This is a genomic window from Streptomyces sp. BK340, assembly GCF_007827595.1.
GTDB lineage: Bacteria > Actinomycetota > Actinomycetes > Streptomycetales > Streptomycetaceae > Streptomyces.
The window spans coordinates 39,287-52,364 of record NZ_VISR01000046.1; the positions used below are offsets into that span (position 1 = coordinate 39,287).

A 13,078-nucleotide genomic window follows, 5' to 3' on the forward strand; every position below is an offset into this window, starting at 1 on the left:
CCGGTGCCGACGGCCGGATCGACTGGGACCCCCTCTGTCCCGCTGATGACCCGACGCCTGGCTTGTCCCGTTGGTAAGCGGCCAGGCCGATGGCGAATGCTCGCCAGGCGCATCGGTTCGGCGGCGGCGCATTCGGTCAAGACCGAGGCGGTCCTCGGAACCGTTTCATAAAGGGAACTTGAGGGGCACTCAACAATTACTTATGGAGGACGGTTTCATGTGACAGGCATCTCTGGATCTCAAGGAACCAAAAACAGTGACAGCTCGTCCGCTCACGCACCTAACCCTCCTTGCTCACATGGCCAGTTCGCGCAAGCGCGTTCCGAATATTGAGATATCCTTCTTCCCCGGATGCCCCGCTCATCGCGGGTGCACCGTTGATTGAAATCGTCAACGACAGGGCCATCCTCCGCGCCGGAGCAGCCCCACTCGTCGTACCGCCGTCGGCTATTTCCATTCCGCCGGTTCACGCCTTCGAGCAGGATTTGATGCCCGTTCAACCACTCGCGGAGCTCGTACGCTTCGCGCGCCACAACTCGCCTTTCTACCGTGAGCTCTACGCTCACCTGCCCAGTCATGCGGCACACCTCACGGATCTTCCAGTGGTGCCACAGGCGGACTTCTGGCGGGCCAACTCGCCCCGAGACAACAGGCTGCTGACCGCCCCGCTCCACGAGGCGGTCGTCTTCCGCAGCGGTGGCACCACGGGATCCCCGAAGTTCTCCTACTACACCCGCACGGAATGGCGGGAGTTCACCACGGCGTTCGGCGCCGGACTCGTCAACGCCGGGCTGCGACCGGGCCATCGGGTCGCCGACCTGTTCTACGCGGGTGATCTGTACGCCAGTTTCAGCTTCATCCTGGACTCACTGCACCGTTCCCCGGCGGCCAACGTCCGCCTCCCCATCGGCGGCGCGACGCCCTGGGAATCCACCGCGGCCACCCTGGAGGAATTCCAGGTCCAGGTCGTCGCCGGAACTCCCACCACCCTGTGCTCCCTCGCCGAGCGCCTCACCTCCGCCGGCCGGTCACTCCCGGATGTGGAGCTGCTGTTCTTCGGCGGTGAATGCCTCTTCGGCGACCAGCTCCCCCTGCTTGCCAGCGCGTTCCCGAAGGCGCAGGTGCGCTCCCTCGGCTACGCCAGCGTGGACGCCGGGCTGCTCGGGGAGGCCGTGCCCGGCGGCGACCCGCGTGTGCACCGCGTGTTCACCCCGTACACGATGGTCGAGATCCTCGACGAGGAGACCGACCGGCCCGTCGACGGCGACGGCGTTCCGGGACGGCTGGTCGTCACCGACCTGCGCCGACGGCTCATGCCGGTGCTCCGCTATCCGGCCGGTGACCGGGCCGAGTGGGTGGACCGGAACGCCGGGGTCTTCCGCATCCTGGGCCGCGCCGAGGAGGGCGTGCGGGTCGGTCCCGTCTCCCTCTACACCCAGGACGTCCACGACATCGTCATGGCTGCCGACACGGCCGGTGAGGTGACGGGGCTGCAACTCGTGGTGCGCCGCAGCAACGGCCGCGACGGCTTGGTACTGCGGCTCGCGACAGGTGAGGCCGACGACGGGAACACCGCGTTGGCAGATGCCGTCGCCAACGCGGTCCTGGCGCAACGCCCGCTCTACCGGAGTGCGACCGCCGCCGGTCATGTGAACCCGCTCACCGTCCAACGGGCGCGGCACCAGGACCTGGCTGTCAACTCCCGTACGGGCAAGCTCATCCGCGTCGTCGACGAACGGCCCCATTCATGAACGCCGTGGAATCACGCGCACGCCGTCTGCCGCTCGTGCTGCGCAACGCGTCGTTCGGCCGGGTCTGGGGTGGTCAGCTCCTCACCCAGGCCGCGAGCAGGATGTTCCAGGTCGGCGCGGTCTGGTGGCTGGTCGGATACGCGGGCGGCGGGCACCGCGGGCTCGACTCGGGCCTCTTCCTCATGGTCAGCGCGCTGCCCGCGGTGGCGCTCGCACCCGTGGTCGCCCGCATCGTCGCACGTCACGCTCATCGGACGGTGCTGGCCGGCACGGCGGCCGCGGCCGGCGCGGTGGCCACGGTGGCGGCCGTCCTGGCGCAGTCAGGGCCACTGCCGACAGCCGCGGTCTACGCGGTGGGGCTGGCACTGGCTGCCTGTCAGGCGCTGTTCGACCCGTGCCTGACGACGTCGGTGCCGGAACTCGTCGAGGACGCCGACATCGAAGCGGCCACCGGATTCGAGCTGTCCACCCAGTCGGTCGCCGGGCTCGGCGGAGGACTGCTCGGACCGCTCACGGTCGACGCGGGCGGACTCCCGGGCGTCGTCGCCGCCTGCGCGGCCGCCTATCTGTTCGCGGCGCTGCTGGTCGTCTCGGCGCGCTTCCCGCACGCCGCGGCTCAGGCGCACGGACCGGAGAGTGGCACGGCACCCGCATCGCGGACGCTGCGCCGGGTCCTCGCCGGGCTCCCTTTCATCCGCCGTGTGCTGGTCTGCTTCGCCGCCGCCAATGTCTTCACCACCGCTGTCTACGTCGTGATGCCGCTCTACACGCGGGATGTGCTGCATTCCACCGGCTCGACCGTGGCCTCGCTGGAGGCCGCCCTCGGCGCGGGCACACTCGTCGGATCCTTCACCGGTGCCCGCGTTCCGGGGCGTCCCGTCACCGTCGGCACCGTGAGTCTGACCGTGATGGCCGCGGCCGTCGGGCTGCCGGGCCTGGTCCCCGGGCATGCCGTGGCGTTGGGTGCCCTGGCCGTCGTCGGCTGGTGCGTCGGCGTGATCGGCGTCCGGTTCGTCGCACTGTTCCAACGGCTGGTGCCTGCCGACGACAAGCCGGAGTTCTTCGCAGTCATGCAGGCAGTGCTCGGTGCCACGTTCCCCGTCGCCTCGCTCGTCTTCGGCGCACTGGGTGACCATCTGACGGCCCGCACACTCTGCCTGGTGCAGGGCGCAGGTCTCGTACCGGTCGCGCTGGCACTGTGGCGGGTCGGCGGACGGGCGGACGCCGACGGACCCCGGGCGTCCGCCACGCAGCCCCTCGCCCGGGCGGGAGAAGCGTGATGAGCGTCGTCGTCTCCCCCGCCGCGGTCCAGGACATCGCGGAACTGAGGCAGTTGTACTTCGAGGTGTACGGGCACGGGTACCCGGTACCGCTCGGCAGTGACCCGGCCGTCATGCGCCGCCTGATCACCGACGGCACCGCGCACTGGCTCACCGCCCGCACACACCGCGGCGGCCTCGTCGGGTCCGCCGTCGTACAGACCGATCCGAGCAGCCGCATCGGCAAGCTCGTCGGACTCGCCGTGCATCCCGGCCACCGGGGCGGCGGGTTGGCTTCCCTGCTGACCGGCGCAGTCTGTGAGGAAGCGTTCGCCACCGGCCGCCTCGACTCGGTGTACGCCACCGTCCGCGTCGTCACCGAGGGCCCCCAGCACGTCGTCGTACGCAACGGCTTCCGGCCGCTCGGCCTGATGCCCAACGCGGTCGAGGTCGAGGGCTGCGAGAACCTCGCGCTGTTCGCCCGATACGCCGACGGAGTGCTGGACCGCCGCAGCCCCGTCGAGCATGTGCCGGAACGGCTGTCGGCGCTGCTGAGCGCCGCCTCCGGCGGCATCGGCGTCGACTACGGCGCCACCGGGCTCGTCCCCGGTGGCGGTGCGGCGCGCGCCACCGCGGCTGCCGCACCGATCGAGCTGATCAACGCCCCGGCCTTCGTCCGCCGCCGCTTCCTGGAACGGTTTCCCGAGGCGGGCGACCGCTTCTTCCCGCTGCACACCCCGAACGCACTCCTGGTGGCAGCCGACGGCGGCTTCGAGGCGTACGCCGACCTCGACCCGGTGGCGGGAAGCTGCGCGCTGGTCGCCGTCCATCCGCGCCCGGCCGCGGTGAGCGGCGCGCTGGAGGCGCTGATGACCAAGGCCGCCCAGGCCGGCGCGGACTACGCCGAGACGCTGCTCCCACTGGCCGACACCGAGGCCTTGGAGGTCTATCTCGCCTCGGGGTTCGTGCCGAGCGCGGTCTATCCCGCCATGCGCCGCATCCACGACCGCTTCCACGACTACGTGGTGCTGTCCCGCACCAGCCGCCAGATCGACTTCCGGACGGCGGTCGTCAGTCCCTTGCTCCAGCCGTACCTCGGCGCCTATCTGAGCGCCTGGACCGCCACCTACCTGCCCCTTCACGAGGTGTCCCGATGAACCCCCATCTCGCTCCTGTCGAGGTCCCCGACCCGGCGGCGCTCGGCCACGTGCAACGGCTGTGCGACCTGGCGGAGCCGTACGCGGCCGGCGTCGGCACCGACGAGCTGTTCGCCGCGGCGATGGCCGAGTCCCATGCCTGGCACGCCCAGCGCTCCGCGTTCTACGCCGCCCTGCTCCAGGACGTGCCCGAGGTCCCGGCGCCCACGGTCGGCGACGGAGTGCGCACCCCCCTGGTGCCCGCCGCCTTCTTCAAGCGCCACGAGGTGCTCTCCGTCCCTCGCGAGGAGGTGTTCCTGCACCTGACCTCCTCGGGCACCACGGGCCAGAAGTCGCAGATGTTCTTCGACGAGTGGACGATCCGCTCGGCGCAGCGCATGGTGGCCCGGATCTTCGACCACTACGGCTGGATCACTCCCGACCAACCGGTCAACTACCTGCTGTACAGCTACGAGCCGGCGCCGTCGCTGAAGCTGGGCACGTCGTTCACCGACAACTACCTCTGTGACTTCGCCCCGGCCCGGCACACCATGCACGCGCTGCGGCACACCGGCTCCGGCCACGAGTTCGATGTGCACGGCTGCATCGCGGCGCTCCAGCGCTACGCCAACGACGACGTGCCGGTGCGCATCCTGGGCTTCCCGGCCTTCCTGTACTTCACCCTGGAACGGATGAGGGCCATGGGTCTGCCGCCGCTACGCCTGCCCGAGGGATCACTGGTGGTGCTCGGCGGCGGCTGGAAGGGCCATGCCGACCGGCAGATCGGCAAGGCCGTGTTCTACGCCGAGGTCACCGACCGCCTCGGCATCCCGGGCGACCGTGTCCGGGACACGTTCGGCTCCGTCGAGCACTGCGTGCCGTACGTCGAGTGCGCACACCATCGGCTGCACGTGCCGGTGTGGTCGCGCGCCGCGGTCCGCGACACGGCGACGCTGCGTCCGTTGCCGTACGGAGAGCGCGGCTTTCTTCACCTGGTCAGCCCTTACATCACCGCTGTTCCGGCGCAGAGCGTCGTGATGGGCGACCTCGCCTCGCTGCACCCGGGCGAGGACTGTCCCTGCCCGCTGTCCACCGACTGGTTCACCGTGCACGGCCGTGCCGGAGTGAGCCGCAACCGCAGTTGCGCGGTCGCCGCCGCCGAACTGATGAAGGGAATGTCGTGACCACCTCCGCACTTCACCTCTGGCAGGGCGAGTTCATCGACGACGCCGAGGCCGGCCGACGGCTCGCCGGGCTGGCGGAGTTGACCGGGCGGGTCCTGGCACGTCCGCTGCCCACCGACGTGGTGCTCGGCGCCTGCGCCAACGTCAGCCTTGACCTGGCCGATCCCGGCTCCGACCTGTACGGCCGGCTGGCCGGGCAGCTGACCGCCGTCGAGGCCGCGGCCACCTTGGCCGAGCTGGCCGGCGCACTCACCCGGCAGGCGCTGGAACGCAAGCTGCGCCGGGAACTGGGCGGGCTGCGGCCGGAGCGGCTGACCCGGCCGGACGGCCGCGAGACGGTGTACGAGTCCTGGGCGCCCGTGGGCCTGCTGGTGCACATCGCACCCGGAAACGCTGCCGCCGTGGCACCGCTGAGCGTCGTCGAGGGCCTGCTGGCGGGCAACGTCAACGTCCTGAAGACCAGCAGCTCCGACACGTCACTCGCCCAGGACCTGCTCGCAGCCCTCGGAGCCGCCGACCCGACCGGGCTGATCTCCGAGCGCGTGGTGGCCCTGCGCTTCCCCTCGTCGCGGCAGGACTGGATCCAGGCGCTGTGCGGGCAGGCCGACGCCATCGCCGCCTGGGGCGGAGAGGACGCCATACGCGCGGTGAGCGACATCGCACCGCCGGGCTGCCGGGTCGTCGAGTGGGGGCACCGCATCTCCTTCGCCTACCTGACCCGGGAAGCAGCGACCGACGACCGCACACTCGACGCGCTCGCCGAGGATGTCTGCCGCTTCGAACAGCAGGCGTGCTCCAGCCCCCAGGTGATCTATCTCGACACCCCGGACGCCGACGACGTCTTCGCGTTCGCCGGGCGGTTCGCCGAGCGGCTGGCGAAGGTGTCCGACGACCTGCGCGCGCCACTGCCCGGACCGGCCGAGCAGGCGGAGATCACCACCGTGCAGCAGCTGGCCCGGCTCGAACAACACCTCGGCCTCACCCGCGTGTTCGCCGCCGACGACGGTTCATGGCGGGTCATGGCGGACACCCGGCCGGCGCTCGACGCCTCCCCGCTGCATCGCAGCGTCTGGGTGAAGCCTCTCCCCCGGCACACGGTCACGGCGACGCTGCGGCCGATGCGCCGCTATCTGCAGACCGCGGCCGTGGGCGGCAGCCCGGCCGACGTGGCCGAGCTGTCACGCGCCCTCTTCGCCGCGGGGGTCACCCGGGTCACCCCGGTCGGCTCGATGCTGGAGGGCTACGAGGGTGAACCGCACGACGGGGTCTACGCGTTGCAGCGCTACAGCCGTCGGGTGAGTGTGCGCGCACCGGGCGATGCGTTCCGCACCGTCGCCTGCCTGGACGACCTGGTGGCGCCCCCGGTCCTACCCCCGGCGCCCAAGGCGCCGCTGCTCGGCAAGGAAGGCGTGCAGCGCGCTCTCGTCTCGCTGGACCCGCGCCACGCCCACCTGTACTTCCGCAGCGGGGGCTCCACGGGCACGCCCGCCCTGTCGGTGTTCACCTGCGACGACTACGACAACCAGATGCGCGCCGCAGCCGACGGGCTGCTCGCCGCCGGCTTCGACCCGGCACGTGACCGGGCGGCCAACCTGTTCTACTGCGGCGGGATGTACGGGAGCTTCATCAGCTTCTTCTCCATTCTGGAACGCCTGAACGCCACCCAGATCCCGATGGCCGCAGGTCCCGACCACGCCATGACCGTCGAGGCACTGGTCACCCACGGGGCGGACACCCTCTTCGGCATGCCGTCCTACTTGTGGCAGCTGTTCCACGCCGAGGCGGACCGGCTGTGTGCGTACGGCGGGATCAGGAAGGTGTTCTACGGCGGCGAGCACTTCACTCCCGAGCAACGCCGGGTACTGACCGAGGAGTTCGGTGTCGAGGTCATCCGTTCCGCCGCGTACGGCAGCACCGATCTGGGGCCGCTGGGATACCAGTGCACGGCGGGTGAGGGGTCGGTCCACCATGTGCTGACCGATCTGCACACGCTGGAGATCCTCGATCCGCACACGGACCGGCCGGTGAAACCGGGCGAGCCGGGACGGCTGGTCTTCACCTCCCGGGCCCGTGCCGGACAACGTCTGGAGCGCTACGAGATCGGTGATCTGGGCCGAACGGTGGAGGGACCGTGCGCGTGCGGCAGCCACGTGCCGAGGCTGGAACTGCTGGGGCGCTACGGCGACGTCGTGCGTGTCGGCACGTACTTCGTCAACTACCGGCGCATCCTGCGGGCCGCACAGGAACGCCTCGGCTACCACGGTGAGATGCAGTTGCTGGTCGCGCCCGGTTCCGGCCGCGAAGTGCTGACCGTCCGGCTCGACGAGCAGTACGCGAGCGACCCCGAGGCAGCGCGGGAGGCCCTCCTCGCCGAGGTGACGGAGCTGGCCTCGGCCGGTGCGGAGGGTCTGCTGGCCTTCGCCGTGGAGACCGTGCGGAGGGAGACGTTCGAGCGCACCTCCACCAGCGGCAAACTGCGGACGGTCGTCGACCTGCGCTAGCCGGTCGCCTTGTGGGCGACGGACATCACTCCGTCGTCCATGAGGGCTCTCGCATGCATCAACGGGGCGAAGATGGATGCGCGGCTGGTGGCCCGGCCCGGGCGAGGAAGCTCAACAGACCCCACCGTTGGTGCGTCGAGGGTTCGAGAGGTAGCGGACCGGTACAGCCAGCCCTGCCGAAAGTGTCGCGCCCAGGCCAGGCGGTGCGGCGTGAGCGGGGTGCATCGGTGCCCACCGCCGGAATGCGGGCTCAGGACGCCTCGGGATCAAGCCGCTCGGTCGTGATCTCGTCCATCACGACGAGGTCACCGCCAAGGCTCACTCCGGGCGGACCCGAGCCCGCCGTTTCCGCATGGGAAGCCGAGCGCGGACCCGGCCCGGGTTTTCCGGGTCGGGGGTCGGGCGACCTGGCCACCGATGCCGGAGCTCCCTACGGGAACGGCCCGCAGGCCGACCGCCACCTGCCCTGGTCCGCGCCGAGAGATCCGCCGTCTCGACCCTGGCCACGGTGGTTGACGCTGTTGGCGGCGGACCCGTGACCGGCCACTTTGATCCCCGGCAGGGGGACACGTTCGGCTGGTGCTCCATCGGACTGCTCGCCGACATGGCCGTACTCCTCCTGCTCTTCCCGCTCTTTCGCGCCATGAATGGCAAGGCGGCCACGGCCGTCTTCGTGGGCGCTCCAGACACCGGCCGGGCCCACGCAGCAGCGACGAGAGAATCAGCCACATCGGACGAGCGTCCGCGCCGTTTAGAACTGAGATCACCGGCCAGCACGGCGAAGGGCTCACGAGCGACGGCAACACCCCCGCTTGCACAGGCGGCATGCTCATTCAGCAGGCCTCGCTCCCCCGTCGATGGCCACGGGGCATCGGCACGGTCAGTGCTCTGTGCCGGTTTCCGCGCCATGAGCGTCGTGTTCGGATTTGGGGGGTACGCATCGCCATGCGAGGCCTGCGGCGGTCAGGTAGGCGAGTGCACCGATGCCCATACTGACCCGGATTCCCTGACCGTAAGTGGCAGCAGTGGCGAGCAGGGTGCCGCCGAGGGCCACGCCGGTTGCACTGCCCACCTGGCGGGTGGTGTTGAAGAGAGCGGAAGCGGTCCCCGCGTACGCCGGGGGTGCGGCTCCCATCACCGTGGAGGTCGTGCCGGTGAGTGCGAAGGAGGTGCCGAATCCTGTTGCCATCATGGGGGCGATGAGCAGTGGGTAGGCGGGGTCGGCTCCAGCCATGGTCCAGCCGGCCAGGCCCGTGGCGGCCAGGAGCATGCCGACGATTACCAAGGGCCGGTCTCCGGTACGGCGGGTCAGTCGTGCGGACAGGACGGAGGCGAACATGGTCATCGCTACCGCGGGGAGCAGCGCAAGCCCGGTGTCGAGTGCGCTGAAGCCGCGCTGATGCTGGAAGTAGAGGCTGGCGGTGAACACCATGCCGTAGAAGCCGAAGTTGAACAGCAGTCCGATGGCGGTGGCGCCGACCAGAGCGCGCGAACCCAGCAGGTTCAGCGGCACGGCTGGAGAGGCCGCCAGCCGTTCGCGGATGACGAACGCCGCGGCAGCCAGCACGGAAAGGCTCACCCCGGCGAGGACCACCGGAGCAGTCCAACCGCGTCGTCCGGCCTCGTTGAGCGCGGCCGTCACGGAGGCCACTGCCGTCACCACCGCACTCTGCGCAGGCCAGTCGAAGGCACGGGAGACCAGCCGGGAGGAGGGCTCCACATGGCGCAGCGTCAGTACCAGGCAGGCGATACCGACGGGCAGATTGATCAGGAACACCCATCGCCAGCCCACCGTGGATACCAGCAGCCCGCCCAGCAGCGGACCGGCGGAGGCTGCGATACCGGCCATGGCTCCCCACAGGCCGAACGCCCGCGAACGAGCGGCCGGATCCGGATACGCCTGCCGAAGCAATGCCAGCGAGCCGGGCACGATCATCGCCGCCCCGAGTCCCTCCACCAGTCGGGCCGCGGTCAGGAAGGGAGCACTCGGCGCGAGAGCGCAGGCGGCGGAGGACGCCGTGAACACGACCACACCCGTGCAGAAAATCCGGCGGTTTCCCAAGCGGTCACCCAGCGCACCGCCCATCAGCAGGAAACCGGCGAAGACCAGGGTGTATCCGTCGGTGATCCATTGGAGGCCCGTGACAGATGCCGACAGTTCCCGGCCGATGACCGGCACCGCGACGCTGATGACCGTCACATCCAGGATCACCATGAAGTACCCGGCGCATACAGCAAGCAGCGGGACCAAGGACCGCGCCCTGTACCGTCTGCCCGGATGACCAGGGGAGGCGGAGGCTCCTCCGCCGACAGATTCTGCGAACGCCATGCCCCGACTCCCATCCCCGTACCAGCGCCCTGCAGCAAAGGCCACAGTAATAGGGGGAACCGGACATTTCTCCTTTACCTCGACGACAACACTTCGTGATGCTCGCGTTTCTGGTGGTGTTGACGCGGGCGTTGCTGCTGCTTCTTCATCGTCAGATCGACCAGTTCTCTGGCCGTCGCGGGGAGATCGTCGGTGCTTGCACGATGCGGTTCCAGATCTTCCGGACTTCGTTCACCGTGAGAGGGAGAAGATCTGGTCTCGCACCGGGCGCGGAGCCCCTTTTGGGGAAGCGCGGCGGAGGACGACCAGGAAAGCAGCGGCGGGCGTGGACAGGGTGATGTGCCGATACCACGATGTGTCCGTTGGCCCGCCTACGACCCGCTGCGGAAGAAGCCAGACCCCAGATCCCCGACAATGGCGTCGAGTGGATGCCCACTCACGATGAACGGTCCGCTCCATGGCGCGCTCAGCGCGAAGAGCAGGGCCAGGCTGAGCCCGACCACGCTCCCAATGCCCGTGATGAGCAGTGACGTTCGCAGGCTGCTGCGGAAGGTCAATGCGCCTGCGTTCACGATCAGGGCCAGTCCGCTGACCACGAGTGTGATGACGTAGAGCGCGGGAACGTCCCGAGAGGCGGCCGCGACACGAGCGCGCCGGCTGCTGGTGAGGCCGTCCAGAGAAGCCAGCAATTCCGTACTCGTCGGGGATCCAAGCTCGGGCCGAGCCGCCTCGGTGCGCACGTTCCGCTCCAGCTTTGCGATGGCGCGAGCGGTGGGTGGATCGTCACCGGACGCCGCTGCCGCGCCCTTCCACTCCCTGGCTCGTGTGGTCTGCAGGTAGTCCCGCAGCGCCATATGGATCGGCTCCGACTGCACCCGCGGACTTGTCGCCGCCCACGCCAGGCGGGATGCTGCGGCTGCCTCGTCGCTCACCAAGCCCTCCGCAGCACGCAGGTAGCCGGCCTCACTGGCCAGTGAGAGGGCCGCAAAGATCGCGAAGGCGGCGCCGAGTGTGGGCATCAAGGGCATGGCGATCTGCGGTACCCGTTCCTGTTCCCCGGCCGGTACCAGCGCCCGGACGCCGACCCGCGCCAGGGCCGCGACCAGCAAAGCGAGCAAGAGCCAGCCCGCGACCAGCACCACGGCCGGCAGCGAGGTCAACCAGTCCACCACATCACCTACAACGCGTTCCCGCGAGCGTCACTCGGCGGGCGTCACATGTCCCCCGCGGCTTGGAGCTCCTCGTCGATCACCTGCAGCCAAGTTGCATGGTCACAGGTCGAAGCCCTCCACGCTCGCGCCGCCCGGCACATCACCCCGCGGCTTCGACCGAACAGCCGAATACTCCAGCACGAGCGGCATCGACGATGACCGGTCGGCGCCACCGGCAGGGCTTACGCATCCTGGCCGCCTGCGAGCTGCTGTCCGGAACCGGAGCCACTGTCGTGCTGAGCACCCGGGATCCCGCCGAGGCCGAAGTCGCCACGGCCTCGATCCGCTCGCGCGTGCCCGGCGCACGAATACGGACCGTTCGGCTGGACCTCGCCGACCTCTCGTCGCTCAGGGCGGCGCTGGAATCACTGGATGTGGACTGCCTCGACGCGGTGGTCCACAACGCCGGCGACGCACTCGACCACCCGCCGCGCAAGGAAACCGGGGCCAGTCACGCGCTCATGTTCGGCACGAACCGCCTTGGGCACTTCACGCTGACCCGCGGGCTGATGCTGTTGATGACGGCCGCGTGGTCGGCCCGCGTCAACGAGCCTCGTGGTCCATCCAGGCGATGCAGTGGACTCCCTCACCCCGTCACGGCCGCCGGTCCACGTACGGACCTCGCGTGCGCGGCCGCGCGGGGTGTCGGCCGCCCTCCTCCCGCAGGGAAAGCATGCCGGCGCGTGGCCCGCGGTGTGTGCGGTGCTCGACCCTGAAGTGCGCGGAGGACACCTGTGGGGCCCGCGCATCCTCGGCCTGCGCGGCAAGCCCCTGCAGGAACCGGTGTGGAACCATCTCACCGACACCTGGACCGCTGCGCGGTTGTGGGAGGCGAGCTGCGACTTGAGTGGTGTCGGCCTCGGTACATTCCCGGGACGGCCTCACAGCACGCACATGGCGTCCGGGGAGTTCGAGACTGCGACGGCGTCCATGACGGCTCCCCCTCCGCAATGACGTTGGTGACGGCGCGCCCCGGCCCGGCTTTCACCGTGGCCGAGACGAATCCCTGTCCCTGTGCTGGATGTGCTGGATGCGCACACCTCGCGGCACTGCTACCCGTGGCGTCAGTACGCGGAGTTGACGTTGTCGATGGAACCGTAGCGGTGCGCGGCGTAGTTGGCGGCCGCGGTGATGTTCGCCACCGGGTCGGTGACGCTGTGAGCGGTGCCGGCGACGTGGTAGGCGTTGAAGGTGGGGTCGATCACCTGCAGGAGGCCCTTGGACGGGGTGCCCTTCTGCGCGTTGACGTCCCAGTTGTTCTGGGCGTTGGGATTGCCGCCCGACTCACGCATGATGTTGCGGCGCAGGCCCTCGTAGCTGCCCGGGATGCCCTTCTCCTTCATGATGGCCAGGGACTTCTTGATCCAGCCGTCGAGGTTCCCCGCGCTGCCGCTGGTGCCCTTGGGCTCGGTGTGGCTGTCGCGGGCGGGCGCCATGATGCTGTGGGCGGCCTGCGGCGCCTCCGCGGCCTGCGCGGAAGCCGGCATCAGCGTGAGAGCAGCGGCCGCGGCGCCGGTGGTGGCGATGCCGGTCAGGGCGAGAGTACGCAGGCGGGCAAGGCGGCGGGGGGCGGTGATCGCGGTCATGAGAATGGGACTCTCCTGTGAGACGTCTTACAACGGCTAACACAATGAGCCCAGTTGTCGGTGGGTGATGAGGCAGCAGGCGAGTTTGAGGAAGGCTTCGTGGATGTCGGCTCGCCGTTCC

General features: G+C 69.8%; 8 protein-coding genes and 1 pseudogene. 6 read left to right on the plus strand and 3 right to left on the minus strand.

The genetic code is table 11. The features are described from left to right. The first annotated feature begins 488 nt into the window (after positions 1–488). The 5 genes from FB157_RS44985 to FB157_RS45005 are packed head-to-tail and all read left to right on the plus strand — an operon-like array spanning position 489 to position 7,831. Positions 489–1,751, plus strand: a complete 1,263-nt coding sequence (locus tag FB157_RS44985) for a phenylacetate--CoA ligase family protein (RefSeq protein WP_145887298.1) — start codon at positions 489–491, stop codon at positions 1,749–1,751. Further along, positions 1,748–3,031, plus strand: coding sequence for an MFS transporter (locus tag FB157_RS44990; protein ID WP_145887300.1), 1,284 nt, complete (start codon positions 1,748–1,750; stop codon positions 3,029–3,031). The genes FB157_RS44985 and FB157_RS44990 overlap by 4 nt, the downstream gene beginning before the upstream one ends. Then, on the plus strand, positions 3,031–4,167 hold the full coding sequence (locus FB157_RS44995; protein ID WP_145887302.1) for a GNAT family N-acetyltransferase: 1,137 nt from the start codon (positions 3,031–3,033) through the stop codon (positions 4,165–4,167). The genes FB157_RS44990 and FB157_RS44995 overlap by 1 nt, the downstream gene beginning before the upstream one ends. Further along, positions 4,164–5,330: an acyl-protein synthase gene (locus FB157_RS45000; RefSeq protein ID WP_145887304.1), complete on the plus strand. Its 1,167-nt coding sequence runs from the start codon at positions 4,164–4,166 to the stop codon at positions 5,328–5,330. The genes FB157_RS44995 and FB157_RS45000 overlap by 4 nt, the downstream gene beginning before the upstream one ends. Then, positions 5,327–7,831 (plus strand): acyl-CoA reductase, encoded by a 2,505-nt coding sequence (locus FB157_RS45005; protein WP_145887306.1) that lies wholly within the window; start codon positions 5,327–5,329, stop codon positions 7,829–7,831. The genes FB157_RS45000 and FB157_RS45005 overlap by 4 nt, the downstream gene beginning before the upstream one ends. 880 nt (positions 7,832–8,711) lie before the next feature. Here the strand turns inward: FB157_RS45005 and FB157_RS45010 are convergent. Together FB157_RS45010 and FB157_RS45015 are read right to left on the minus strand one after the other, a co-directional pair. After that, positions 8,712–10,160 (minus strand): MFS transporter, encoded by a 1,449-nt coding sequence (locus tag FB157_RS45010; RefSeq protein WP_186581972.1) that lies wholly within the window; start codon positions 10,158–10,160, stop codon positions 8,712–8,714. Positions 10,161–10,531: 371 nt separating this feature from the next. Further along, positions 10,532–11,329 carry a hypothetical protein gene (locus FB157_RS45015; RefSeq protein WP_261386999.1) on the minus strand — a complete coding sequence of 266 codons (798 nt, stop codon included), beginning with the start codon at positions 11,327–11,329 and terminating at the stop codon, positions 10,532–10,534. A 197-nt stretch (positions 11,330–11,526) separates the two neighbouring features. Here FB157_RS45015 and FB157_RS45020 point away from each other — a divergent pair. Then, positions 11,527–12,325 (plus strand): annotated as a pseudogene (locus tag FB157_RS45020) (SDR family NAD(P)-dependent oxidoreductase). A 110-nt stretch (positions 12,326–12,435) separates the two neighbouring features. Here FB157_RS45020 and FB157_RS45025 read toward each other — a convergent pair. Beyond that, the gene (locus FB157_RS45025) at positions 12,436–12,957 is read right to left on the minus strand and encodes a transglycosylase SLT domain-containing protein (protein ID WP_145887310.1); all 522 of its coding nucleotides are present in this window, start codon (positions 12,955–12,957) and stop codon (positions 12,436–12,438) included. Positions 12,958–13,078 lie beyond the last annotated feature (121 nt).

Excerpts from the sequence above, each read along its gene's own strand:
- FB157_RS45010 (WP_186581972.1), bottom strand. The coding sequence starts at position 10,160 with ATGGCGTTCGCAGAATCTGTCGGCGGAGGAGCCTCCGCCTCCCCTGGT.
- FB157_RS45000 (WP_145887304.1), top strand. The coding sequence starts at position 4,164 with ATGAACCCCCATCTCGCTCCTGTCGAGGTCCCCGACCCGGCGGCGCTC.
- FB157_RS44985 (WP_145887298.1), top strand. The coding sequence starts at position 489 with ATGCCCGTTCAACCACTCGCGGAGCTCGTACGCTTCGCGCGCCACAAC.
- FB157_RS45025 (WP_145887310.1), bottom strand. The coding sequence starts at position 12,957 with ATGACCGCGATCACCGCCCCCCGCCGCCTTGCCCGCCTGCGTACTCTC.
- FB157_RS44990 (WP_145887300.1), top strand. The coding sequence starts at position 1,748 with ATGAACGCCGTGGAATCACGCGCACGCCGTCTGCCGCTCGTGCTGCGC.
- FB157_RS44995 (WP_145887302.1), top strand. The coding sequence starts at position 3,031 with ATGAGCGTCGTCGTCTCCCCCGCCGCGGTCCAGGACATCGCGGAACTG.